Origin of the sequence: Acinetobacter dispersus (genome assembly GCF_009884975.1) — a bacterium.
In the GTDB taxonomy this organism is placed as follows: Bacteria; Pseudomonadota; Gammaproteobacteria; order Pseudomonadales; family Moraxellaceae; genus Acinetobacter; species Acinetobacter dispersus.
The window spans coordinates 3,340,448-3,364,380 of sequence record NZ_CP041970.1; the positions used below are offsets into that span (position 1 = coordinate 3,340,448).

Consider the following 23,933-nt stretch of genomic DNA (forward strand, 5'->3'; position numbering starts at 1 on the left):
GGCCAGAACTCGCTGGGTGGTGTGTTAACCTAAGCGAGTTCTCTATTGTTGTTGGTTTTCGCTGTTGCATGATAGCGATAGCTTGCCCCTCGATGCTGTTCTGTCAGCAATGGACCTTGTCCAAATAGTTTCTCACGCAACGTCCCTTCGGTATATTCAGTTGGATACACGCCACGTTGCTGTAGTTCTGGCACCAGATATTCCACCACATCTTCAAAGCTTTGATGCGCCAAAATATAGGCCAAGTTAAAGCCGTCAATATCGGTTTCTTCCGTCCATGCCTGTAGTTGATCAGCCACAGTTGCAGCTGAGCCCACCAAGATGGGGCCATTTCCACCGATACTAATAAATTTGGCAATCTCTTCAATAGTCCAGATTCGATTCGGATCGGCTTTTACATAAGAGTCGAGCATTGATTGAATCGCATCGGTATGAATATATTCAACTTTGTCTTCTGCATGGAATTGTGAGAAGTCGACACCTGACCAACCCGATGCCAAGGTTAAGCCGCCATGATAACTGGCATAGTTTTGATATTCTTTGAATTTTGCTTGGGCTTTTGCATCGGTTTCATCCACCACAATCGACAGCATGGTATAGATCAAAATTGAATGAGGATATTTGCCTTGTTCAACTAGGTTAGAACGAATGCCTTGTACCAGTTTTTTCACCGCGGCTTTAGTTGGCGCAGAAATAAACACACATTCAGCATTTTGGCTGGCAAACAGTTGTCCACGACTAGATGCACCTGCTTGATAGAGCACAGGGGTACGTTGTGGTGAAGGTTCGCAAATATGAATGCCGGGAACGCTAAAATATTGACCTTGATGATTGATTGGGTGAACTTTGCGATGGTCTGCAAAAATACCTTTTTCTTTATCACGTAATACAGCATCTTGTTCCCAAGAACCTTCCCAAAGCTTGTAGAGAACCTCTAAATACTCGTCAGCAATATCATAACGTTGATCATGACTGACTTGGGTTTTAAGGCCTAAATTTTTTGAGCCACTTTCCAAGTATGAGGTGACGATGTTCCAACCAATGCGGCCTTTGGTCAGATGATCCAAGGTGCTCATACGCCGTGCAAAGGGATAAGGATGTTCAAACGAAATTGAGGTGGTCAGACCGAAGCCTAAGTGTTTGGTGACTGCTGCCATAGCAGGTACGATTTGCAAGGGATCATTCACGGGAACTTGTACTGCACCTGTGAGCGCATGTTGTGCTGATTGATGATAAACATCATAAATGCCTAACACATCGGCAATAAAAACCCCATCAAACTTGCCACGCTCTAAGATCTTGGCCAAATCGGTCCAATATTCGAGGTCTTTATATTCAGTCGAGCGATCCTGAGGGTGACGCCACAATCCAGGCGATTGATGCGCAATACAGTTCATTTCAAAGGCATTAAATCTAATTTGCTTGCTCATTGCTCTTTACTAAATTAAAGATTTTTATTGATATTAATTAAAAAAGATTGAATTGATTAATCATAAAAAATAAATGTTTATCATGAATCTATTTAATAGAGTTTTGATCTGTATTTTTAAAATTTATTTTTTATTAAATTCAAAATGTTATTTTGTTTTTGATCGAGCAAAGTATGTTGACGCGCTAGTTTGTCTTGTTGGGTTATTTGTTGTTGATTTTAAATTATTTTTTAAATAAATAAGTAATGGTCTGGGTTTATTTTAAATAAAAAGATTAGGTTCTAAATTTAACTTATAAATATGCAACAAAAATAGTGCTAGTTTATTTTTATAACTGGAAAAATGAGTATTTATAATGACCTCAAAAATAGAAATAAAATTGGAAGATGCACAAAGTATTCCGCAAGATTTTTACTTGAATAATACGCCAGCACATGTGATTACTTCGGATCAAGAAGCCATTGCTGTGGCGCATCGCATAGCGACTGCTTTTGCCAAAGAGGCGGCAAAGCGTGACCATGAGCGCAAGTTGCCACTGCAGGAAATCCAGCAATATTCCGCCTCGGGTCTGTGGGGGATCAATATTCCAAAACAGTTCGGTGGTGCAGGGGTGAGTTATAAAACCCTTGCTGAGGTGGTGACCATTATTTCCAGCGCAGATTCATCTTTAGGTCAGATTGCACAAAATCATTGGGCCTTTTTAGAACATATCCGTTTGGATGCGTCATTGGAACAGCAGCAGTTCTTCTTCGAACAAGTGCTGCAAGGCAAGCGTTTAGGCAATGCATTCTCAGAAAAAAACTCGAAAACAGTCGCGGATTTGACTACTAAAATTGAATTTAAAGATGATTATGCTGTGATTAGTGGTCAGAAATTCTTTGCCACAGGTGCTTTATTGGCACATTGGATTCCTGTGGTTGCGGTCAGTGACGAGGGCAAAGTATTTGCAGCATTGGTTCCGCAACATACCCCTGGTTTGACCATTGTGAATGACTGGAGCAGCTTTGGTCAGCGCACCACAGCCAGTGGCAGCGTGCAGCTGGATCATGTTCGAGTCGATTTAAAATATGTAGTGCCGATCCATCAGGCTTTTGAACGTCCAACTGCAGCGGGTGCAATTTCGCAAATTATTCAGTCTGCTGTCGATGCGGGGATTGCACGTGGGGCCATTGAGGAAACCATTCGCTATGTGCGTGAGCATGCCCGTCCTTGGATTGATTCAGGTGCGGAACATGCCAGTGAAGATCCTTATACCATTAGCAATATTGGCGAGCTAAAAATTAAACTCCGTGCCGCAGAGGCGGTTTTAGCTTTGGCTGGCGAGGCGATTGATCGTGCTTTGGCCAATCCAACCGAAGACAGCGTAACAGAAGCAACTTTACTCACGGCTGAATCGAAAGTATTAACCACTGAAATCGCACTCTTGGCAGCCAATAAATTATTTGAGTTGTCTGGTACCCGTTCAACCTTATCCGAGTTGAATCTGGATCGGCATTGGCGTAATGCACGCACGCATACCCTGCATGATCCGGTACGTTGGAAATACAATTTGGTGGGTAATTATTATTTGAATGGTGTGGCACTGCCACGTCATGCGTGGAGCTAAGAGGACGGTATTATGACAAGTCAAACTAATCAAAATCTCTCCTTGGGTGCACATTATGAGCAGGTGGCGGGCAAGTTCCGTCCGATTTTCAAGCGAATTGCGGAAGGCGCTTTAGCACGGGAAAAAAATCGAACCTTGCCCTATGAACCGATTCAATGGTTAAAACAGGCTGGCTTTGGCGCGGTACGCGTGCCTGTGGCTTTTGGTGGTGATGGGGTTTCGCAAAAGCAGCTATTTCAGTTATTAATTGAACTTGCTCAAGCAGATTCCAATGTGGTTCAGGCTTTACGGGGGCATTTTGCCTTTGTCGAAGACCGCTTAAATGCACAAAAAACTGAAGCGCAGACACTTTGGTTTGAGCGATTTGTCCGTGGTGAGATTGTGGGGAATGCGTGGACAGAAATTGGTAAAGTTGAAATCGGAGATGTGGCGACTCGTGTCAAGGCAACGCAAGATGGCAAACTCCGTATCAATGGTCAGAAGTATTATTCCACAGGCACGATTTTCGCAGACTGGATTGATCTTTTTGCTTTGGATGAAAGCACCAATCAGCATGTGATTGCTGCGGTGTCTACGCAAGCAGAAGGCATTGATATTGTGGATGACTGGGATGGCTTTGGGCAAAAAACCACGGGCAGCGGAACCTTGACCTTAAACAATGTAGAAATTGCCCGAGATCATATTTTGGTGTTTGAAAACCGATTTAAATATCAAACCGCATTTTATCAGGTGGTGCATCTCGCGACTTTGGCGGGTATCGCACACAGTGCAGTGCAGACCTTTAAGCAGGAAGTGCGTCAGCGAACGCGGATTTATAGTCATGGCAATGCCAATCTGGTGCGTGAAGATGCACAAATTCTGCAAGTGATTGGCAAAGCCTCTGCACAGGCCTATGCGGCTCAAACGATTGCACTGAGCACTGCCGAAGCTTTAGATGCTGCGTATTTACAACATTTTCAGAATGATGAACAGGCTGAGTTAGAGGCCAATGAGCGTGCTGAATTAGTATCGGCACAGGGGCAAGTGGTGATTGCGGAGTTGGTCTTGAATTTGAGTACCGAGCTGTTTAATGCTTTGGGTGCATCGGCCAGTAGCACCGACAAGCAGTTGGACCGTTTTTGGCGCAATGCCCGTGTGGTCGCCTCACACAACCCATTGGTCTATAAACAGAAAGTGATTGGCGATTGGGAAGTCAATCAAGCACCTTTGCCGTACGTGTGGCAAATTGGCAATAGTCCTGTTGCTGCGAATCAAAAAGAAATTCCAGCTTAGTGATCTCAGCGCATAATAGATTTTATTGAACTAAAACTGTTGTGCGCTTTTATCTATTAATTTTCTGGCCGTCTTTTATTCGCAAAGAACTTAAATTTTAACTCGCTGACCAAGACTCCAAGTACCACCAATACTCCTCCAAACAAGGCCAGTAATGGTAAACGTTCTCCGGCAATACGACCGATTACACCCGCCCAAACCGGTTCACCTGCATAAATAATCGCAGCACGCGTTGGGTCAACCATGCGTTGTGCCCAATTCATCACAAATTGAATCAACGCACTGGCTAAGCCGAGCGCCATTGCAATAATCAGCAATCCCCATGAAAAGTCAGGAATACTGTGTTCACCAACCAAAGGCATACTGGCAAAAGATAGGCATGAAGCGACCGCCAGTTGAATGACTGTAACCCGTCTTAGATTCACTTTCCCCGCGAAATAACCAATCAAGATAATTTCGAGTGCAATCACAAAGGCACAAATCAGGGTGAGTAGTTGTCCATAACTAAAGTTAATGCTGGAAAAGCCATTGCCTGTTAACAAGATTAAACCAGTAAAAGCCAGTGCCGTACCCACCCAAGTCATCACTGAGGGCATCTTTTGGAAGATTACCCACATTAAAATGGGCACTAAGGGCACATACAGCGCGGTTAGAAAGGCGGATTCGCTACTGAGAATGCTTTGTAGGCCAATGGTTTGAGTGCCATAGCCAATTGCGATCACAATCCCGATGGCTGTACCTGCCAAGCCCTCTTTTGGGGTTAGGCCACGCATGGATTTGAGCGAGATTAAGAAGATTGCCAAAGCCGCGACTGCAAAACGGCAGCCAACAAAAAACATGGGGCTACTAAAATTCAGCGCATATTGCACCGCTAAAAAGGTGCCACCCCAAATCATGGTGATAAAAATAAGCGCGAATTGTGCGGCTTTAGGAGATTGAGACAAAGCGGTCAACACAGCCATCCTCATGAGTAAAGTGCAATATACTGCACATATTGCATTGCTTGTTGTCTTTGTGCAATATATTGCGCAGATTTTTATTTTCACTGTAGGAATGAATGAGTCATTCAGAGACGGTATTGCAAGATGTGGGACAGAATATTCGTCTGTTTCGTACTGAACGTCAGTTTAGCCAGCAAGATTTGGCAGATCGAGCAGGTGTTAGTCGTCGTACCATTGCTGCTTTGGAAACAGGACAAGTCAATATTAGTTTGGCCAAGCTTGATGCGATTGCCACTGCATTAGCTGTTGATTTTAAAAAACTGGTTAGCCCATCTGAGCTGAGTGAGTCTGCTATCGTCAATACCTTGGCGTGGCAGGGTCAACAGGCTGAAAGTCATGCCACGCTGTTGGCTGCTGTGCCAACCCAGACACAAGTCGAATTATGGACATGGTCATTGGCTGTTGGAGAGGTCTATCAAGCAGAGCCAGATCAAAAAGGCTGGCAAGAGTTGATTTATGTGCTGGATGGAGTGTTGACGATTTCCTTTGAACATGAAAATCGAGTGATTCAGGCAGGCGAGTCGATTTTATTTGAGAGTTCTGTCAACTATCGCTATCTCAATCAGGGTAATCGTAGCGTTCGTTTTGTCCGGAACGTGATTTATTAACGTTAAAAAAAGGTGCTTAAGTTTGATTGCTTAAGCACCTGTAGCATTTATGGATTCTTTTTCAAACTTAGCTTGAGCTTTGATGCGTACCATATTTATCAATCATGATCGAGCTGGCTTCATTTAGACCTCGTACAATGACATGAATACCTTTGCGCTGGAATTTATGTACCACACTGTCGATCATGGCCACTGAAGTAACATCCCAAATATGTGAATGGGTTAAATCAATAATGACTTCTTTCACATCTTCATTGAAATCAAAACTTTGCATAAATTTTTCTGAAGAGCTAAAGAAAATTTGTCCTTTCAGATCATAAACGCGAGTCTGATTTTCAAAATATCGCTCAACTCGAATATCTTGCTCTAATTTATTGGCAAGGAATAAAGCAGACAGTAACACGCCTGTCAGCACGCCTAAGGCTAAATTATGGGTTGCAACGACCACAACCACAGTGGCAAGCATCACGACATTACTGCTGATTGGATTCTTGCTAAAACTGCGAATAGATTTCCATTCAAAGGTACTAATCGAGACCATTATCATTACCGCAACTAAGGCAGCCATGGGAATCACTTTTAACCAGTCGCTGATAAATACCACCAAGATGAGGAGGAAAATCCCCGCTGAGAAGGTCGATAATCGAGTTAATCCACCTGATTTGACGTTAATCATTGATTGTCCAATCATGGCACAGCCCGCCATGCCGCCCATAAAACCAGAAGCGATATTGGCGATACCCTGACCTTTACATTCTTGAAATTTATCGCTTGGTGTATCGGTCATTTCATCAATAATCGTCGCCGTCATCATCGACTCAAGCAAACCGACTGCTGCTAACGCAACTGCATAGGGAAAGATGATTTTTAAGGTTTCAAAATTAAAGGGAATATCAGGAATCAAGAACACAGGAAGCGTATCAGGTAATGAACCCATGTCTCCCACTGTACGAATATCAATGCCGAAGTAGATTGCCAGCAAAGTCACCGTGATGATGCAGACCAAGGGTGAAGGCAATAATTTACCGATTTTCGGAATCAGCGGAAATAGGTAGATAATGATCAGACCCAATAACACCAAGGCATAGACCTGCCATGTGACATTGACCAGTTCAGGCAGTTGCGCCATAAAGATCAAAATCGCCAATGCGTTGACGAATCCAATCACCACAGATTTAGACACGAAACGCATAAGTTTCGCTAGCTTTAGATAGCCCGCGATAATTTGCAATACACCCGTGAGCAAGGTGACAGCCAGCAGATATTGTAAGCCATGCTCTTTAACCAAACTGGCCATGACCAAGGCCATAGCGCCTGTTGCGGCTGAAATCATGGCGGGGCGACCACCAACGAAAGCAATTACCACGGCAATACAGAATGAAGCGTATAAACCAACTTTGGGATCGACTCCCGCAATAATAGAGAAGGCGATGGCTTCTGGGATCAGTGCTAAACCGACAACTAGTCCAGCCAAAATATCCGCACGGATATTGGAGAACCATTGCGCTCGAATATTGGAAAACATAGAAATAGCCTATTTTTTAGGAATTTTTAAAGGCTAGTGATGTGATATACAGACACACGACTACACCACATCACTAGACAGTGATGAGTTAATACATAGGAAATGTAAAACTTAAGGTGGCGTAAGCATCATGTAAGAAGAGAGGGGGTTATTTGAATTGGTGCAAGCATAGCACCCAAGGGGATAAAGCTCTAGCGATTGTTACAATAACTAGAGCCTGAAATGATTAGAGTGATTGTTGGTCTAACAATAACTGTGCTTCACGAAGACTTAACGTCCCTTCATAGATTGCACGACCAGTAATCGCCCCTAGAATTCCTTTTTGGTCTTTTAGATTGCGTACATCATCTAGATTAGTAACGCCACCAGAAGCAATTACAGGCAGACCTGAATAGTTTGCCAAATTCACGGTCTGTTCAACATTAACACCTTGCATCATGCCATCACGTGCAATATCGGTATAAACAATGCTCGATACGCCAGCATCGGCAAAACGTTTAGCAAGGTCAGTTGCTTTTACATCAGTCACATTGGCCCAACCATCAGTTGCCACCATGCCATTGATTGCATCAATACCGACAATGATATGACCCGCGAAGCGTTTACATGCTTCTTCAACAAACTCAGGCTCTTTCACGGCTTTGGTACCGATAATCACGAAAGAAACACCAGCTTCCAAATAGTGTTCGATGGTTTCAAGTGAACGGATACCACCACCAATCTGAATTGGAAGTTCAGGTTGTGCACGCGCAATCGCTTCAACGACTGGTTTATGAATTGGTGTACCTGCGAAAGCACCATTTAAATCGACTAAATGTAAACGACGTGCGCCTTCATCCACCCAATGTTGTGCAGTTGCCACAGGGTCTTCAGAGAAAACGGTATCGTCTTCCATACGTCCTTGTTTTAAACGGACACATTTACCATCTTTCAGGTCAATTGCTGGGATGATTAGCATGCTTTCGCTCCTTGCGTCATCATAGGTTTAAATTATTAGGGCTTGTTCAACAGGCCCTATATTAGCAAAGTATTGATCAATCACTAAGCTTTGTCTGCTGAACCTTCCAGTATTCTCCTGATTTGTTGCAGTAATTGTGTTGTGAGCAATTGTTGCTGATACAGTTGCTCGAAACAGAGTAGTGCTGCATAGGCATCTGCGGCGGCATAATTGATTTGTTGAGGACTAAGATTTTTAACAGACCAGTTTGAGGTACTGACTTTTTTACTTTTGGCAAAATAACGTTGGAACAGGAGAGCGATTGCCGTTTGGATGCCGACTTGGCTGCGATAACCAAAACTTGCAAAGCTCTTGGATAGATCAATCATTGCATTGGGCTGAATGTCTTTAGCTCGGAAGATATGGGCATCATTTTTTAGTCCAAAACCAACCTTGAGTTGTTGTTCATTTTCGAGAATCGGTTTGAGAAAATCTAATATTTCATTACTGACTTGAAATAAATAAACCTTGTTTGGCGTTGCGAGCTGGATCAGGTGAGGCCCCGTCGATTTTTCGCCAACTTTGAACGTTGGCTTGGATTCAGTATCAAAACCAAAGACCTGAATAGAAGTGAGTTCCGCCTGAATTGCCTTGCACTGTTCAAGCGTTTGGATCACCAAGATACGATCTGTGCTTAGATTTTGAAATGCAGGCAATGCGCGGATTTGTTCTTTGCTTAAAGGGGGAGTGTGTTGAGGCGTATCCATCTGCATTAAAGGCTCAAAGCGTTTGATTGAGCTTAAAGGGTTTTATCAAAATAAAAAAGCCAAGTCGGAACTTGGCTTAATAACAATGAGCTATTTATTCAGCGTAGGGATGCTGTTGCATTTGAATCTGCTGGCTTTTCTGTATGTAGTTTTGATAAGCAGGAATGGCTGTTGCAGCTATAAATAAAATACTAATTGGGACGAGGATAATATAGATCCATCCTAAAACTTTTTCCCAGCCTTTTGTTATGCGAGGTGAGCCATAATTATTTGAACTTTCATCCCCTTTTGCACAGCTTAAATAAATAAAAAACAAGAAATTAACCAGTGGTATAAGCATTATCAGTGATAGCCATCCAGTCTGATTTCGATCATGTAGACGACGGATAGAGAAAATAAAACTGTAATAGAGGACAGCGACATAAATAATGATAAAAAGGCCGCCCAAGAGATATACCAGAATATTCGTAGAGGAATTAGTGAAAGCTGGTATAAAGATCGCAGCAATAATACCGAGGATGAACATAGAAAGCCCGAGCAGCATATTCCATCCTAAATAAGAGAGTCTCCCAAAACGCCCATTGGCACTTAAACCTGAATCATTTGCTTGAAAATTAGATGTCATTTTATCTTCCTATATTGATTGACTTTTTAAGGATAAATTGTTCGGTTTTTATTCAAAGTGTTTGCATAATAAGCAAAATGGCATTGAAAATAAATAGAAAAGAAAAATTTAAAAAAGGGAGTATTTTCTCTCAGGCTTATTTCTGTGGAGACATTGAGGGAAATAATTGATATAGGTTAAGGGAAAACCGTATGGCTTTTCGTAATAACGATGAATATTAAGACAGAGAGTATGAATATTAAGCCCAATCCGATGTATGCCATTATTTTTTTCCAAGTTGCGGTGGGTTGCACAGGAGCATAGCGATTAGAGTTATGGTCACCTCTGGCAATCAGCAAATACACCAGCATCAAAATATTCAGATAAGGCATGCCCAATAGCAATACGAACCAACCTGAACGATTACAGTCGTGTAGTCGTCGAATGGCAAATACAAGGCTGCTATAGACAACAAAAAGTGCAAGGGTCACGAATAAAAATAATGCTAAAAGGTCTGGCTTTTTATAAGGCTCAGTTAGCCCGATTCCAAACATTTCATAACTTATATAAATATTAAGTGGAATAGCAATCAGGAAAATGACGGTTTGCCAAGCCAGATAAGATAATCGGCCAAAACGCCCATGAGGATTAAATGGATTTAATACATGTTTAGAAATTGGCGGTAACATCATTATTCTTCGTTTGAATTATTTTTCTTATTTGCAATAAAAATCGCCAAGTTACATGGCGATTTTTAAGGTCAGATCAGTTAAATCTTCCATTCCACAAAGTTCTTTAACAGCTGTAAACCAGCAGTATGACTTTTCTCAGGATGGAACTGCGTTGCAAACAAATTGTCTTTGTGAATCGCCGTGCAGAAATTCACGCCATAATCACAGGTTGCTGCAGTGACTGCTGAATCTTTTGGCTCGACATAATAGCTGTGCACAAAATAGAAACGCGCATCTTGCTCAATGTTGTTCCACATTGGATGACTTGGATCAAGTTGATGTACTTGGTTCCAGCCCATATGCGGTACTTTTAAATTTGGGATTTCAGGAAAGTGTTTCACAACACCCTCAAAAATTCCCAATGCAGCCACACCGCCATTTTCTTCCGAACTTTGCAGTAGCGCTTGCATACCGACACAAATCGCAAGCACAGGTTTGTTGAAAGCAGCTTGGCGCACAACTTCATCAATCCCTGCTTCATGCATGCCTTGCATACAGTCACGCATGGCACCGACACCAGGAAAGACAATTTTATCCGCTTTGGCAATTAATTTAGGATCATTGGTGACATCAACTGTTGCACCGACATGCTCTAGGGCTTTTGCCGCAGAGTGTAGATTGCCCATGCCATAATCAAGTAAAGCAATACGGGTCATTACAAACTACCTTTAGTCGAAGCAATGGTGTTTTCTGCGCGTGGATCAATTTCACAGGCCATACGCAATGCGCGTGCTAAAGCTTTAAACACACTTTCAATCTGGTGGTGACTATTTTTGCCTTTCAGGTTATCAATATGCAATGTCATCAGCGCATGATTGACAAAACCTTGGAAAAATTCTGAAAATAAATCGACATCAAAGGTTCCGATGCGGGCACGTGTATATGGAATATCCATAAATAAACCCGGACGACCAGATAGATCAACCACAACACGAGACAGTGCTTCATCTAATGGCGCATAAAAATGCCCATAACGACGTAAGCCTTTTTTATCGCCTAAAGCTTGTGCAAACGCTTGCCCCAAGGTGATTCCACAGTCTTCGACGGTGTGATGATCATCAATTTCTAGGTCACCATCGCAATGAATGTCGATATCAAATAGACCATGACGCTTGATTTGATCAATCATATGGTCTAAAAATGGAACTCCAGTGTTGAGTGTGCCTTGACCAGTACCATCGAGATTGAGACGAACTCGAATTTTTGTTTCGTTGGTATTTCTTACCACTTCACTGATACGTTGCGTCATGGACACGTTCCTCAAAAAACGTCAAAAATGATTGAATTAAAAACCAATAGTTTCGCTGTGACGAAAAAGTGACAGCATCATAGTTTGCTCAGGAGGGTTAATCAATGCCTATTACCGTACATGCTTACAGTTCTCTGGATAATCTAGGAATTCGTACTCAGCTAGAGCGACTTTACGATACCAGCCCAGAGTTTGGCGATGGGCAAGATGCAATGGAACAACTTGAACAAAATCTCCAGCAATATACCACAGTTTACACTGCTGAATTTAACACCAAAATTATAGGTGCAATTTGGGCGACAGGACAAGGTGAAAGCCGTGTTTTGGAATATATTGTGGTACATCCAGCCAATCGTGGCCGTGGGGTTGCAGAACGCTTGGTTGAAGAGGTGTGCCGTATGGAAGAAGAGCAAGGGGTTAAACAGTTTGAACCAGGTTGTGGGGCAATCCATCGCTGTTTATCCCATATTGGCAAAATCTAAGCCTTGGTTTGCTACTTTGGAGCAAAATTAAGCGCTTAAGAGAAAAATCCACAAATTTGCTTGACGGGCTTAGGCAAACATTGTTTAATACGCCCACTTTGGCGTGATAGCTCAGTAGGTAGAGCAACGGATTGAAAATCCGTGTGTCCCCAGTTCGATCCTGGGTCTCGCCACCATAAATTTGTATTTTCAATCCCTGATCCCATCAGGGATTTTTTTGCCCAAAAAATGATTGCGTGAAAAATGTGCATTCAAATCAAAAGCTCATGATAATTATTGACTATTCAGCTGAGATACGGCTTAATACACCCCATTGGCGTGATAGCTCAGTAGGTAGAGCAACGGATTGAAAATCCGTGTGTCCCCAGTTCGATCCTGGGTCTCGCCACCATATTCAAAAAGCCTCAAACGAAAGTTTGGGGCTTTTTTTTATATTTAAAATATTTTGCTATATTAAAACAGAGTCAAAAATTTTAAGAATAGACCAGTATGAAAGACTTATTTTCTGAGCAAAGTGAACTTTATCAACAGGCACGGCCAACTTATCCGCAATCGTTAGTAAACTGCTTAATAGCGCAACTCAATGGCTTGGACTCTGCGTGGGATTGTGGGGCGGGTTCAGGGCAACTGACTCAACTGATCGCTCCTTATTTTCAGCATGTGGTTGCAACTGATCTCAGTCAAAATCAACTAGATCAGGCTCCAGCATTACCCAATGTGCAGTATTTACAACAAGCCGCAGAGCAAACCTCATTTGCAGATCAGTCTTTTGATTTAATTACTGTTGCCCAAGCGATTCACTGGTTTGATTTTGAAAAGTTTTATGCAGAAGTAAAACGAACATTAAAGCCAAATGGTCTTTTTGCAGTGATTGGATATGGCCTGTTAACGCTTGATGAGAAGGACTTAAATGATCGAGTACAACACCTCTATTTTGAGACTTTAAATGGCTTCTGGGATGCAGAGCGACGTTATATTGATGAGCATTATCAAACGATTCCATTTCCCTTTGAGGAAATCGCAATGCCACAGTTTCAGATCGAGTTAGGTTGGACAGGGCCACAGTTGTGGGATTATCTCAATACTTGGTCTGCGGTAAAGCATTATCAGGATCAACAGCATGTTAGCCCTTTGGTGAGCTTACAAGACATTTTACAGATACAGCAGCCGATTGGGATTCGCTTTCCAATTTTGCTGAGAGTCGGGCGCTTAGCTGCATCAAAGTAGGAAAATAAAAAAAGCATGTCGGAGCATGCTTTTTTTATTGAGATGAGAGCTGAGTGTTAAGCAGACTTCGCCACAGCTACAGGCGCTAACATATGACCTGTTTCTTCAAAATTGGCATGCCAAGACAAGGCTTCACGAAGAATATGCGGGGTGTGGCCGCCACGTTCGCAAGCGCGATCAAAGTAATCATTGAGTGCGCCTTGATACAGTGGATGTACGCAGTTGTCGATAATCACGCGTGCACGCTCACGTGGTGCTAAGCCACGTAAATCAGCCAAACCAACTTCTGTTACCAAGATATCAACGTCATGTTCATTGTGATCGACATGGCTGACCATTGGTACGATTGATGAGATATCACCACCTTTGGCAATCGATTTGGTCACGAAGATCGCAAGGTGCGCGTTACGGGCAAAGTCACCTGACCCACCGATACCGTTCATCATCTTGGTACCACAAACGTGGGTTGAGTTCACGTTACCGTAAATATCAAACTCAAGCGCCGTATTGATCCCGATAATGCCTAAACGACGCACGAGTTCAGGATGGTTTGAAATTTCTTGAGGGCGAAGTACTAATTTGTCTTTGTAATGTTCAAGATTACCGAAAACACGCTCGCCACATTGTGCTGATAGGGTGATTGAGCTACCAGAAGCAAATTTCATTTTGCCTGCATCAATTAGTTCAAAAGTACAGTCTTGCAGTACTTCTGAATACATGACTAAATCTTCGAAATTCGAATCTTTAAGTCCGGTTAAAACCGCATTGGCAATTGAACCAATACCTGCCTGTAATGGACCTAAGTTTTTTGCTAAACGACCTTCTGCGACTTCTTTTTCAAAGAATTTAATCAGGTGGTTCGCAATGCCTTGAGTTTCAGCATCAGGTGGAGTCACAGTTGATGGAGAATCCGCCGTATCATTGAATACGATACCGACGATTTTCGCTGGATCGATTGGAATCGCTGTTGAACCAATACGGTCATCCACTTGTGTTAAAGGTAATGGTGTACGGGTAGGGCGATAGGTCGGGATATAAATATCGTGTAGACCTTCGAAATTTTCACTGAGCGAAGTATTGATTTCAACAATTACTTTTTCTGCAAAAATAGCAAAACTTGCTGAGTTGCCGACAGAAGTGGTTGGAACGATATGACCATCTTCTGTAATGGCAACTGCTTCGATCACCGCAACATCGGGACGTTTTAGTTGCTGGTTACGCATCTGTTCAACGGTTTCAGACAAATGTTGGTCGATAAACATCACTTCGCCGTTATTAATAGCACGACGTAAAGTATTGTCGACTTGGAATGGCATACGACGGGCAAGGACCCCTGCTTCCGTCAATTGTTTGTCTAAGTCATTGCCGAGACTCGCGCCCGTAATTAATGTGATTTTTAACGGATTTTTTTTGGCTTGCTCAACCAATGCTTGTGGGACTGCTTTCGCTTCACCAGCACGGGTAAAACCGCTCATACCAACCGTCATATCATTTTTAATAAACTGAGCTGCCTGCTCTGCACTCATCACTTTGTCATGCAGTGCTGCAAGACGAATACGACTTAAAGACATCATCCATTCTCAATATTGCTTTTCATTGGATAAGGATTCTATCGCTAAAACATGAAAAGTGGATTGAAATAAGGCTAAGGTCTAATACAGGTGAGTATGCTTTATTCACTTGCTATGCAATAGGCTATTTTCTGTGTGATATTTGCTTGAATTCGTGTAGAAAAACCAATTGGGTCTTGGATTGTTGTTCATGCTTGGAGGCTATTCAACGAATAAAAGTCTTCAATCTGATGGTATTTTGATAGAAGACTTTAGTCGAAGAAATAGGGAGCATTGGTCGCTTAAGCGCGATTTTTAAAAATGTCCCGTCAAGGTTTGTTTAATTTTATCGATGGTATTATTTTGCGGCTCTTCGTCTGGTACTGAGTTAATCGGAAGAGAAATCACGACTTCCAAACCGCCTTGTTCACGATTACGAATGTTGATCTGTCCTTGATGAATATCGACAATACGTTTCACGATCGCTAAACCTAAACCACTACCTTGAATTGTTCGTGCGGAATTGCCGCGAACAAAAGGTTGCATTAACTCTTCGACCTGATCTGGTGGAATACCTTCACCATGATCGGCAACTGTAATCAAAATGTGATCATCGACATGGCTGGCAGAAAGTTCAATCGGCTCTGCACCATAACGCTTGGCATTATTGACCAGATTGGCAATGAGTCGCTTTAACGACAGGCTGCGAGCAGGGATGATTGGCAGTTCCTGCGCCTGAAAACGGATATCCAGTGGTTTGAATTGCACCACCACTTCTTGCAATAAGGTATTGAGGTTAGTGTCGGTTAACTCTTCATCCGAACCATCACGCATATAGGAAATGAACTGATTCAGAATCGCATCCATATCATCTACATCATAAATCAGACCTTCACGGAAAAACTCATCGGGCAGCATTTCGGCGGTGAGGCGGATACGTGTCAGTGGCGTGCGTAAATCATGGGAAATACCTGCCAACATGATTTGGCGATCACGTTCGGTCTGTTCCAGTGTGTATACCATATGGTTAAAGGCTTGATTCACCTGACGGATTTCGAGTGGACCATGATTGGTATCGAGATAGGGTGCTTTGCCTGTTTTACTATAATTATTGGCAGCATTCTGCAATCGACGTAGCGGTCGATTCATCTGTCGCACCAAAATCAAAATAATAATCGAGGATAGGATCGGAACCCCAAACAACCACGCAGCGATCAACTCTACGCTGTAGTTGGTGTAGGTTTTGAGCGGTTCTCTCACCCAGTTGCCATTCATCTCTGGTGTTTGAATCCAGATACGAGGGATCGGTTTAAATTTAAAATAAACTGTGACGTTTTCTACGCCGAGCTCTTTCGCGAGTTTAGATTCGATTTGATTGGTAAACAGCTCCGCCAAGAATTTATCTTCAACTTTGGGAAACTCTCTGGGGTCGGTCACGTATTCAATGCCAATACGGTTTTTTAACCATGTATCGACGTCAACTTCGCTATCACGATGCAGAATTCGAATATCTGGATTATTGACCAGTTCTAATTCAATCGCGAGATAACGGGCGTGCTGCTGTAGTTCTGGAAGATAAAGTGTTCGCCAAAAGAACCACAAGGACATAAACAGGCTGAAAAACACCATGAACAAAACCAAGATGGTGGTGCGCATGGCTGCGGAACGCGGTTTAATTTTATCTAAAAAACGTTCCCATTGGGTTCGTGGCCTTTCGGAATAAGCCGCGAACTCAGTAAATTCTTGTGGATCAATTGGTTCAAGTTTCAACGTTTTATTTCCTAAGCTTATTCAGCGCCATCTGGAACAAAAACGTAGCCCACGCCCCATACGGTTTGGATATAACGCGCACGAGCAGGGTTATCTTCAATTAAACGACGTAGACGTGAGACTTGGACATCAATCGAGCGTTCCATTGCACCCCATTCACGACCACGTGCCAAGTTCATCAGCTTATCGCGTGTCAGTGGTTCACGTGGATGCTGAACCAGTGCTTTTAGGACTGCAAACTCACCCGTTGTGAGCGTTACGACTTGACCTTCACGAGTTAAAGTACGGGTTGATAAATCCAAAGACCACGGGCCAAAGCTGACCACTTCAACTTGTTGACTTGGTGCACCAGGAACTTCACGCACTTGACGACGCAATACCGCACGGATACGTGCAAGCAATTCATTTGGGTTGAATGGTTTTGGTAAATAATCATCTGCGCCCGCTTCAAGACCCGCAATACGGTCAGAGTCACTACCACGTGCTGTCAGCATAATAATCGGTGTATCGATATTTGACTGGCGTAAACGACGACAGATGCTTAAACCATCTTCTACAGGAAGCATAAAATCGAGCACGATAAGCGAGAACAATTCACGTTGCAGTAAACGGTCCATTTGAGTTGCATCATGGGCAGTTTTTACCACAAAGCCTTTGTCTTCTAAAAAGCGTTGTAACAGCGTACGCAAGCGCACATCGTCATCGACCACTAAGATGCGTTCGACCCGGTCTGTCTCATGGTGTACAGTTTCCGTCGATTCGGCAGGTACAACTAAACTCATGATGTGCTCCTTTATCGTTTATTGTCATCGTCTTTATGCAATGCGATTGTGAAATATCAATAGACCTTTGAGTATACGATTCATTGCACAGTTTTGGCTATGTTATAAAGCAACAAATATTGCCAATAAAATCAAGAGATAGATACCAAATATATACAGGCAAAATTATGACAATCAATCTATTTTTCAATATTTAGGCGAAAAAATCTTGGTATTTTAGAAACATTCAGCGATTTGCATAAACTACTTGCACAATATTCAAAAAAACAATGGTGGATTTTATAGCCATGAACTTTATAATCAGTGCTTTTAGACTTAACCCTTGTGGAATCAATCACGATGACTGACTTAGTTCAGCAGTTGGCAAATGAACTTGCCGTACGTCCAAACCAAGTAGAAGCTGCTATTCGTTTAATTGATGAAGGTGCTAGCGTTCCTTTTATTGCACGTTACCGTAAAGAAGTCACGCAAGGCTTAGACGATACGCAATTACGTCAACTCGATACACGTTTAACTTATTTACGTGATTTATTTGAGCGTCGTGAGAAGGTGATCCAATCTTTACAAGAACAAGATAAATTAAGCGATGATTTATTGGCGCGTGTAAATGCAGCTGAGACTAAAAATGCATTAGAAGAAATTTACGCACCGTATCGACCGAAACGTACCAGTAAATCATTTAAAGCAAAAGAAGCAGGCCTTGGCGCTATTGCTGAAAAAATTATTGCAGAACAAGTTGATCCAACTGAAGCATTGGCTGGTTTTAGTCATGAAGACTACCCAGATGCAGAAAGCCAACTTGATGCGATTCAGCATATCTTGATTGATGACTGGGCACAAAATATTGCATTAACCACTGAATTAAAACAAACTTTTGCTAAAACTGCGGTATTGAAAAGTGCGGTAGCTTCTGAAGAGAAAAAAGAAGTTGGCAAAAAATTCCGTGATTATTTCGAGTTCTCTGAAAACTTTAATAAAGTCCCTTCACATCGTTTATTGGCGATGCTGCGTGGTCGTCAAGAAAATGTCTTGGGTTTAAAAGTTGATGGTGAAGATGATGCACCATTGGCTCGTATTGAAACTGAATACAATCTTGAACAAATTCAACCACAAACGCGTCAAGATTATTTAAAGCAAACAGCTAAACTGTTTTGGTTAGGCAAGATTCGTCCACAAATCGAACATTCCTTATTAACCGATAAACGTTTGGCTGCTGAAGCTGAAGCAATGGATGTATTTGCTGAAAACTTACGCCATTTATTACTTTCTGCACCTGCGGGTGGTCGTACAACTTTAGGTGTTGATCCTGGTATTCGTACAGGTGTGAAGCTAGCAGTGGTGAGTAATGCAGGTGATGTTCTTGCGCATAGCACCATTTATCCATTTGCACCGAAAGAAGACAAAGAGGGTTCTATTGCGGAACTTGCTCGTTTATGTCGAGAGTTCCACGTGGAACTTATTGCGATTGGTAATGGTACTGCAAGTCGTGAAACTGAAGCTGTGGTTGCAGAAATGATGGCGGCCAATACTGATCTACAACTGACACGTATCACTGTAAGTGAAGCGGGTGCTTCTGTTTACTCTGCAAGTGAATTGGCTTCACAAGAGTTGCCTGAGTTGGATGTTTCAATTCGTGGTGCAGTTTCAATTGCACGTCGTTTACAAGATCCGTTGGCTGAGTTGGTAAAAATTGACCCTAAATCGATTGGTGTAGGTCAATATCAACATGATGTGAACCAAGCTGGTTTGGCGAAAACTTTGGATGCCGTGGTTGAAGACTGTGTGAATGCTGTAGGTGTGGATGTGAACACCGCTTCTCCAGCGATTCTGGCTTATATTGCTGGCCTAAATAAAGCCATTGCGCAACAAATCGTTGAATATCGCAAAGAAAATGGTCGTTTTGATAACCGTCAAGCTTTGAAAAAAGTGCCGCGTTTGGGCGAACGTACCTTTGAACAATCTGCTGGTTTCTTACGTGTTCAAGATGGTTCTGAACCATTGGATGCGTCTGCAGTTCACCCTGAAAGCTACGGCTTGGTGGAAAGAATTGTTGCGGCAAAAGCAACTACGGTAAAAGACATTATTGGTAACACAGAAATCATTCGCCAAGTCAAAGCGGATGAATTTGTAGATGACAAATTTGGTTTACCGACTATTCAGGACGTTTTAGCTGAATTGGAAAAACCAGGTCGTGATCCACGTCCTGAGTTCCGTACTGCGAAATTCCGTGAGGACATTACCGAAGTTGCACAATTGACTGAAGGCATGCAACTTGAAGGCGTTGTCACCAATGTGACCAACTTCGGTGCTTTCGTGGATGTTGGTGTACACCAAGATGGTTTAGTGCATATTTCTGAACTTGCAAATGAGTTTGTTTCTGACCCACATAAAGTCGTGAAACCAGGTCAAATTGTGCAAGTACGTGTGATGCAGGTGGACGTGGAACGTAATCGCGTGAATTTGAGTATGCGTGCTGAAGGTTCTGCACCAGCGAAAGCACCACGTCAGCAACGTCCACAACAAGATCGTACTGAACGTTCAGATCGTAAACCACAAGGTCAACGTCCTCCGCGTAAAGAGGGTGACTTTAAGCGCCCGCAAAATAACAAGCCAAAAACTGAAAAACCACAAGAGCAAAAAATTGGTGGTTTAGGTGCCTTGTTATTACAAGCAGGGATTAAAGGTTCTAAGTAATTGATCTAATAAATAAAAGCCTCTTCGGAGGCTTTTTTAATAACATTTTATTCACTCTATATCATATTATTTAAATATATGAGGGTAATAATGCTGATTAACAATATTCATAAATGCGGTCATTTTGTTAGGCTAGTCACATTGATTTGGAATTAGAAATAATTAATTTGTATATTGCATATATTGTTGTGCGGTTGAAAAAGTAATTATTGTTTTATTGATCAAGCTATTCTTATATAGAAATATTTTATTATCGGGTGGGATTGGGTGATGGTATATAAGCAGTTATCATTAAGTGTACTTTTTATATCTATAATAAGTCTTGTTGGATGTGGTGGTGGAGGTAGTGGAGATTCTTCTGGAGAGCAAAAGACTTCTCAGGCGCCTAATCCAAATGAGATACCAACAGTAACCTCATCTTCGGCAATTAGTTATACGACATCAATTGATCAAAATCTGAGTATATTTAATGAGAAAAATACAGGCTCAACATATCAATTAAGCCCTGCCACTACAACAACAAAAAGTGTGATTGAACCAAGCTATAGCGTAAGGAGCTATGATGGTGTTGGTATATCATTTCTATATAAGTTTGATGCGAATAAAATTCTGATCGTTGATTATGATCGTTTAGCTAACAAAGTAATTCATGCACGCCTTGATACGACAGATTCAACGCTTTCTTGTAGAAAAGATAAGTGGTCTCCATTAGGGTGCAATGGGATTGATGTTATTTATGATGATCGTACTGGTGATTCAACAATTTCATTTAATAAACAGCAATTTGAAAATTACTATTATCAAGAAAATCCAACTTCTTCATCGGGTAGTGAAAAAGTAGAATACAAGGTAATGGTGGATGGAACGGTTAAAGGAAGTATAACAAGTAAACCATTAGTATTTTCTGATTTTGAGAAAACACATACAGGAGAAATTACTGTTAATGGTAAGAAGCTTGATATTTATAGAGCGTTTATGCGAGATAAACAGCTTTTTATCCAGTTTAAAAATGGTGAAAGTTTGTACTTGCTTACTGGCAAGTCTTCAGGATTAATTAGTGGTTATGATACGGCGGAAGGGAGCTTTTCTACTTCTGCAATGGGTACACTAAAGACATTAGCAAATGATCGGGTAAATGTGAAATTAGATAATATCTACTTTAGTTCTAGCACTGGTTCAAAATTGGTGTCTGGGGATATTACTTTAATTGATAGTTCTGCCAAAGTTGATATTCAGAATATTGGTAAAATTGATACAAAGTATGTTTATGCTTATGAATTATCGAATAAAGAAATGACCTATTTTATTACCTCTACATCAGGCTCTGGTCGTATTGTGGTTCAAGGGCAAAGTCCAGTGAGTATAGATATTAATGGTTATTCATGTAGTTTGAGTAATTGTAAAAACGTAGCTATTTCTAAAGATGGGACATATATAAAACTTAATGGAACTTTATTGAGTGGTGTAAGTGTTACAGGTTCAATCCGAACCAATATCCACTAACTTATTGTCATCATACTATTCGTTTAGATGGTGCCAATGAGTTTTGAAGTTAACAAGAATTCCTTGATTTGCAATGCATCTAAAGTTGAAGAAAAATTCAACCGATTAAGGTGCATTTCATATTTTTATTTGAAAAGAGATAAATACCCTATTCATAGATAAGTTTAGAATAATATTAATGATAGCAGCAATTTTGTTCTATACATCTATCTAAATCACGTTAATCTGACACAATGCAAAAAATTCAAAGGAGGTCTTGATGTCGCGTAGACCTCGTGAACAAGTCGATTATTTACATCTAGAAGAACTAGGTGGTCTGGAAATGCTGAAAGCAAGTTACTATCAGCAGGAATTCTCACGACATGTTCATGAAGGATTTTGTATTGGTGTGATTGAAGAAGGGGCGCAGCGTTTCTATCGCACAGGGGGCAATCATGTTGCACCACAGGGTGATATTATTCTGGTCAATGCCGATGAAGTCCATACAGGATCTTCGGCTGTAGACACTGGTTGGCGTTATCGCGCGATTTATCCGACCCCTGAAGTATTTAATGAACTTACTCGAGATCTGACCACTGTTCATGGCACAGCACCGTGGTTTAGAGAGGCGGTACTTCATGATGAAGGCTTAGCCCAACAATTTCGATTACTGTTTGATTTATTGGAACAACCCAGCAATAGCTTGCTCAAACAAACCCTATTTTTATCCACCATTGCTTGGCTTGTGTCCAAGTATAGTCAGGTCAAGCCGCAAGCAACCGATTTAAGCAGTGCCAAGCAACGAATCCTCAATATTAAAGAACTGATGGCAAGTATGCCTGAGCAAGAGTTTTCTTTGGCTGAGCTGGCAGAAATGGCCAATCTGAGCCAGTGGCATTTCTTGAGACAATTTAAAAAGCATGTCGGATTGTCACCGCATGCATGGTTGGTACAGGCGCGTTTGCAGAAGTCGCAAAGATTGTTAAGACAAGGACTAAATTTATCTGAAGTTTCACAGCAATGTGGTTTCTCTGATCAAAGTCATTTTAGTCGTCATTTTCGTCAGACATTCGGTATTACCCCTGGTGGTTATATTTCTTATCTCAAATAAAACAGCAATTTTATACAATTCTCTCTTATCAAATTTTGGCATAGTCATAAGGTCTTTTATGAGCAATTGTGATTTTGATGTTAAGTGAAAGCATAACCGAAGATAGGCCAATAACGGTATCCCGGGCATTTCTCAATGGAGTAATTAAAATACTGCCGCTGTGTTTTGCAGTATTGCCTTGGGGACTATTGGCAGGCTCGATGGCGATCCAGGCAGGGCTGAGTACTGCACAAGCGATTGGCATGTCGGCTTTGGTGTTTGCAGGCGCAGCGCAGTTGATGACCTTAGGTTTAGTGATGGCAGGAACGCCTGCATTCACCATCATCATTTCAGTATTTCTGATTACCACACAGCATTATCTATATGCCCTGTATCTGCGTGAAGACATTTCCAAACAGCCTTTAAAACATCGCTTACTGTTGGGTTTTTTGCTGACTGATGAATTATTTGCGGTGAGTATTAAAAAGCAGCAACACTATATTTACTATTTATTGGGTGCTGGAAGCTGTTTTTATCTGTGTTGGGTCCTGTTTAGCATTTTTGGGGTGCTGCTTGCCTCAGCGGTGCCGAATCTTGATCAATATCATTTGGACTTTTCTATTGTTGCGACTTTTATCGCCATCGTGATTCCGTTTATTAAAAACATAAATACTTTAGTCGGTGTGTTGGTATCTGTACTGTTGACCTTGGTTTTTCTGAGTCTAGGGATTAAAAGTGCCGCAATCTTGGCAGGAGTGATCGGGATGCTAACCGCGACGTGTTTACAGAATCTACGGGAGCGTGTGGCATGACTTGGTTCCTTTTGATTATTCTGGCTGTGGTGGTGTTTATGAACCGCTATATTTTACTAGAACCGAATATCCCGTTGCGATTACCGAAATGGTTTCAACAATCCTTACAGTATTCCGCACCGTGTTTATTGACTGCGATTGCAACGCCGATTGTGTTTATGGATGAACATGGCGCATTTCGTTCGACTTTATTGAATCCATATTTTTTAGCCACGATTTTAACCGTCATCATTGCGTATAAGGTGAAACATACCTTATTGACCATTATCCTGAGTTTGGCCTGTTTCTATGCTTTGGTCTTTTTCTTGCCTTAG

Annotated in this window: 22 protein-coding genes and 2 tRNA genes; 12 read left to right on the top strand and 12 right to left on the bottom strand. The window is 41.8% G+C overall.

Annotated elements, in window-relative coordinates; genetic code table 11:
- Positions 1 to 29: 29 nt before the first annotated feature.
- Positions 30 to 1,430: an LLM class flavin-dependent oxidoreductase gene (locus FPL17_RS15380; RefSeq protein ID WP_159886006.1), complete on the bottom strand. Its 1,401-nt coding sequence runs from the start codon at positions 1,428 to 1,430 to the stop codon at positions 30 to 32.
- Positions 1,431 to 1,785: 355 nt separating this feature from the next.
- Here FPL17_RS15380 and FPL17_RS15385 point away from each other — a divergent pair, with 355 nt between their 5' ends.
- Both FPL17_RS15385 and FPL17_RS15390 read left to right on the top strand, forming a co-directional pair.
- On the top strand, positions 1,786 to 3,036 hold the full coding sequence (locus tag FPL17_RS15385) for an SfnB family sulfur acquisition oxidoreductase (protein WP_159886008.1): 1,251 nt from the start codon (positions 1,786 to 1,788) through the stop codon (positions 3,034 to 3,036).
- Positions 3,037 to 3,048: 12 nt separating this feature from the next.
- Positions 3,049 to 4,308, top strand: a complete 1,260-nt coding sequence (locus tag FPL17_RS15390) for an acyl-CoA dehydrogenase family protein (RefSeq protein ID WP_159886010.1) — start codon at positions 3,049 to 3,051, stop codon at positions 4,306 to 4,308.
- Positions 4,309 to 4,364: 56 nt separating this feature from the next.
- On the opposite strand, the gene FPL17_RS15395 is transcribed toward FPL17_RS15390, so the two are convergent.
- The gene (locus FPL17_RS15395; RefSeq protein ID WP_159886886.1) at positions 4,365 to 5,270 is read right to left on the bottom strand and encodes a DMT family transporter; all 906 of its coding nucleotides are present in this window, start codon (positions 5,268 to 5,270) and stop codon (positions 4,365 to 4,367) included.
- Between the two features lie 95 nt (positions 5,271 to 5,365).
- Between FPL17_RS15395 and FPL17_RS15400 the strand changes: the two genes are divergently transcribed.
- Positions 5,366 to 5,917: a helix-turn-helix domain-containing protein gene (locus FPL17_RS15400; RefSeq protein ID WP_159886012.1), complete on the top strand. Its 552-nt coding sequence runs from the start codon at positions 5,366 to 5,368 to the stop codon at positions 5,915 to 5,917.
- A 67-nt stretch (positions 5,918 to 5,984) separates the two neighbouring features.
- On the opposite strand, the gene FPL17_RS15405 is transcribed toward FPL17_RS15400, so the two are convergent.
- The 7 genes from FPL17_RS15405 to hisB all read right to left on the bottom strand — a co-directional run bounded on the left by FPL17_RS15405 (position 5,985) and on the right by hisB (position 11,730).
- Positions 5,985 to 7,442: a SulP family inorganic anion transporter gene (locus FPL17_RS15405; RefSeq protein WP_159886014.1), complete on the bottom strand. Its 1,458-nt coding sequence runs from the start codon at positions 7,440 to 7,442 to the stop codon at positions 5,985 to 5,987.
- A gap of 226 nt (positions 7,443 to 7,668) precedes the next feature.
- Positions 7,669 to 8,400 (bottom strand): 1-(5-phosphoribosyl)-5-[(5-phosphoribosylamino)methylideneamino]imidazole-4-carboxamide isomerase, encoded by a 732-nt coding sequence (hisA, locus tag FPL17_RS15410; RefSeq protein WP_005185649.1) that lies wholly within the window; start codon positions 8,398 to 8,400, stop codon positions 7,669 to 7,671.
- A gap of 83 nt (positions 8,401 to 8,483) precedes the next feature.
- Entirely contained in the window at positions 8,484 to 9,152 is a 669-nt protein-coding gene (locus tag FPL17_RS15415; protein ID WP_159886016.1) for a 3'-5' exonuclease, read from the bottom strand.
- Positions 9,153 to 9,240: 88 nt separating this feature from the next.
- A complete protein-coding gene (locus tag FPL17_RS15420; protein ID WP_159886018.1) occupies positions 9,241 to 9,771 on the bottom strand; it encodes a DUF805 domain-containing protein in 531 nt (176 codons plus the stop codon).
- A 176-nt stretch (positions 9,772 to 9,947) separates the two neighbouring features.
- Positions 9,948 to 10,442 (bottom strand): DUF805 domain-containing protein, encoded by a 495-nt coding sequence (locus FPL17_RS15425; protein ID WP_159886020.1) that lies wholly within the window; start codon positions 10,440 to 10,442, stop codon positions 9,948 to 9,950.
- Between the two features lie 77 nt (positions 10,443 to 10,519).
- Positions 10,520 to 11,137, bottom strand: coding sequence for an imidazole glycerol phosphate synthase subunit HisH (gene hisH, locus FPL17_RS15430; RefSeq protein WP_159886022.1), 618 nt, complete (start codon positions 11,135 to 11,137; stop codon positions 10,520 to 10,522).
- Positions 11,137 to 11,730, bottom strand: coding sequence for an imidazoleglycerol-phosphate dehydratase HisB (gene hisB / locus FPL17_RS15435; RefSeq protein WP_004803817.1), 594 nt, complete (start codon positions 11,728 to 11,730; stop codon positions 11,137 to 11,139). The genes hisH and hisB overlap by 1 nt, the downstream gene beginning before the upstream one ends.
- 104 nt (positions 11,731 to 11,834) lie before the next feature.
- Here hisB and FPL17_RS15440 point away from each other — a divergent pair, with 104 nt between their 5' ends.
- The 4 genes from FPL17_RS15440 (at position 11,835) to FPL17_RS15455 (ending at position 13,439) form a co-directional block, all read left to right on the top strand.
- Positions 11,835 to 12,212, top strand: a complete 378-nt coding sequence (locus FPL17_RS15440; protein ID WP_005147436.1) for a GNAT family N-acetyltransferase — start codon at positions 11,835 to 11,837, stop codon at positions 12,210 to 12,212.
- Positions 12,213 to 12,312: 100 nt separating this feature from the next.
- Positions 12,313 to 12,388, top strand: a tRNA-Phe gene (locus tag FPL17_RS15445).
- 139 nt (positions 12,389 to 12,527) lie between these two features.
- A tRNA-Phe gene (locus tag FPL17_RS15450) sits at positions 12,528 to 12,603 on the top strand.
- A gap of 98 nt (positions 12,604 to 12,701) precedes the next feature.
- Positions 12,702 to 13,439, top strand: coding sequence for a class I SAM-dependent methyltransferase (locus FPL17_RS15455; protein ID WP_159886024.1), 738 nt, complete (start codon positions 12,702 to 12,704; stop codon positions 13,437 to 13,439).
- A gap of 56 nt (positions 13,440 to 13,495) precedes the next feature.
- Here the strand turns inward: FPL17_RS15455 and FPL17_RS15460 are convergent, their stop codons facing one another.
- The 3 genes from FPL17_RS15460 to ompR all read right to left on the bottom strand — a co-directional run bounded on the left by FPL17_RS15460 (position 13,496) and on the right by ompR (position 17,541).
- A complete protein-coding gene (locus FPL17_RS15460) occupies positions 13,496 to 15,010 on the bottom strand; it encodes an acetyl-CoA hydrolase/transferase family protein (protein ID WP_005185637.1) in 1,515 nt (504 codons plus the stop codon).
- Between the two features lie 294 nt (positions 15,011 to 15,304).
- The gene (locus FPL17_RS15465) at positions 15,305 to 16,759 is read right to left on the bottom strand and encodes an ATP-binding protein (protein ID WP_151715475.1); all 1,455 of its coding nucleotides are present in this window, start codon (positions 16,757 to 16,759) and stop codon (positions 15,305 to 15,307) included.
- A gap of 17 nt (positions 16,760 to 16,776) precedes the next feature.
- Positions 16,777 to 17,541, bottom strand: coding sequence for an osmolarity response regulator transcription factor OmpR (ompR, locus tag FPL17_RS15470; RefSeq protein ID WP_004657337.1), 765 nt, complete (start codon positions 17,539 to 17,541; stop codon positions 16,777 to 16,779).
- Between the two features lie 339 nt (positions 17,542 to 17,880).
- Between ompR and FPL17_RS15475 the strand changes: the two genes are divergently transcribed.
- The 5 genes from FPL17_RS15475 to FPL17_RS15495 all read left to right on the top strand — a co-directional run bounded on the left by FPL17_RS15475 (position 17,881) and on the right by FPL17_RS15495 (position 23,933).
- On the top strand, positions 17,881 to 20,235 hold the full coding sequence (locus tag FPL17_RS15475) for a Tex family protein (RefSeq protein ID WP_004803827.1): 2,355 nt from the start codon (positions 17,881 to 17,883) through the stop codon (positions 20,233 to 20,235).
- Between the two features lie 270 nt (positions 20,236 to 20,505).
- The gene (locus FPL17_RS15480) at positions 20,506 to 21,738 is read left to right on the top strand and encodes a hypothetical protein (protein ID WP_159886026.1); all 1,233 of its coding nucleotides are present in this window, start codon (positions 20,506 to 20,508) and stop codon (positions 21,736 to 21,738) included.
- Between the two features lie 259 nt (positions 21,739 to 21,997).
- Positions 21,998 to 22,828, top strand: a complete 831-nt coding sequence (locus FPL17_RS15485) for an AraC family transcriptional regulator (protein ID WP_159886028.1) — start codon at positions 21,998 to 22,000, stop codon at positions 22,826 to 22,828.
- A 77-nt stretch (positions 22,829 to 22,905) separates the two neighbouring features.
- On the top strand, positions 22,906 to 23,619 hold the full coding sequence (locus tag FPL17_RS15490) for an AzlC family ABC transporter permease (protein ID WP_159886888.1): 714 nt from the start codon (positions 22,906 to 22,908) through the stop codon (positions 23,617 to 23,619).
- On the top strand, positions 23,616 to 23,933 hold the full coding sequence (locus FPL17_RS15495; RefSeq protein WP_005201385.1) for an AzlD domain-containing protein: 318 nt from the start codon (positions 23,616 to 23,618) through the stop codon (positions 23,931 to 23,933). The genes FPL17_RS15490 and FPL17_RS15495 overlap by 4 nt, the downstream gene beginning before the upstream one ends.

Coding starts and splice junctions, on each gene's coding strand:
- ompR (WP_004657337.1), bottom strand. CDS start 17,541: ATGAGTTTAGTTGTACCTGCCGAATCGACGGAAACTGTACACCATGAG.
- FPL17_RS15415 (WP_159886016.1), bottom strand. CDS start 9,152: ATGCAGATGGATACGCCTCAACACACTCCCCCTTTAAGCAAAGAACAA.
- FPL17_RS15380 (WP_159886006.1), bottom strand. CDS start 1,430: ATGAGCAAGCAAATTAGATTTAATGCCTTTGAAATGAACTGTATTGCG.
- FPL17_RS15490 (WP_159886888.1), top strand. CDS start 22,906: ATGTTAAGTGAAAGCATAACCGAAGATAGGCCAATAACGGTATCCCGG.
- FPL17_RS15460 (WP_005185637.1), bottom strand. CDS start 15,010: ATGTCTTTAAGTCGTATTCGTCTTGCAGCACTGCATGACAAAGTGATG.
- hisB (WP_004803817.1), bottom strand. CDS start 11,730: ATGACGCAACGTATCAGTGAAGTGGTAAGAAATACCAACGAAACAAAA.
- FPL17_RS15405 (WP_159886014.1), bottom strand. CDS start 7,442: ATGTTTTCCAATATTCGAGCGCAATGGTTCTCCAATATCCGTGCGGAT.
- FPL17_RS15420 (WP_159886018.1), bottom strand. CDS start 9,771: ATGACATCTAATTTTCAAGCAAATGATTCAGGTTTAAGTGCCAATGGG.
- FPL17_RS15475 (WP_004803827.1), top strand. CDS start 17,881: ATGACTGACTTAGTTCAGCAGTTGGCAAATGAACTTGCCGTACGTCCA.
- hisH (WP_159886022.1), bottom strand. CDS start 11,137: ATGACCCGTATTGCTTTACTTGATTATGGCATGGGCAATCTACACTCT.
- FPL17_RS15385 (WP_159886008.1), top strand. CDS start 1,786: ATGACCTCAAAAATAGAAATAAAATTGGAAGATGCACAAAGTATTCCG.
- FPL17_RS15425 (WP_159886020.1), bottom strand. CDS start 10,442: ATGATGTTACCGCCAATTTCTAAACATGTATTAAATCCATTTAATCCT.
- FPL17_RS15455 (WP_159886024.1), top strand. CDS start 12,702: ATGAAAGACTTATTTTCTGAGCAAAGTGAACTTTATCAACAGGCACGG.
- FPL17_RS15390 (WP_159886010.1), top strand. CDS start 3,049: ATGACAAGTCAAACTAATCAAAATCTCTCCTTGGGTGCACATTATGAG.
- FPL17_RS15480 (WP_159886026.1), top strand. CDS start 20,506: ATGGTATATAAGCAGTTATCATTAAGTGTACTTTTTATATCTATAATA.
- FPL17_RS15440 (WP_005147436.1), top strand. CDS start 11,835: ATGCCTATTACCGTACATGCTTACAGTTCTCTGGATAATCTAGGAATT.
- hisA (WP_005185649.1), bottom strand. CDS start 8,400: ATGCTAATCATCCCAGCAATTGACCTGAAAGATGGTAAATGTGTCCGT.
- FPL17_RS15400 (WP_159886012.1), top strand. CDS start 5,366: ATGAGTCATTCAGAGACGGTATTGCAAGATGTGGGACAGAATATTCGT.
- FPL17_RS15395 (WP_159886886.1), bottom strand. CDS start 5,270: ATGGCTGTGTTGACCGCTTTGTCTCAATCTCCTAAAGCCGCACAATTC.
- FPL17_RS15485 (WP_159886028.1), top strand. CDS start 21,998: ATGTCGCGTAGACCTCGTGAACAAGTCGATTATTTACATCTAGAAGAA.
- FPL17_RS15495 (WP_005201385.1), top strand. CDS start 23,616: ATGACTTGGTTCCTTTTGATTATTCTGGCTGTGGTGGTGTTTATGAAC.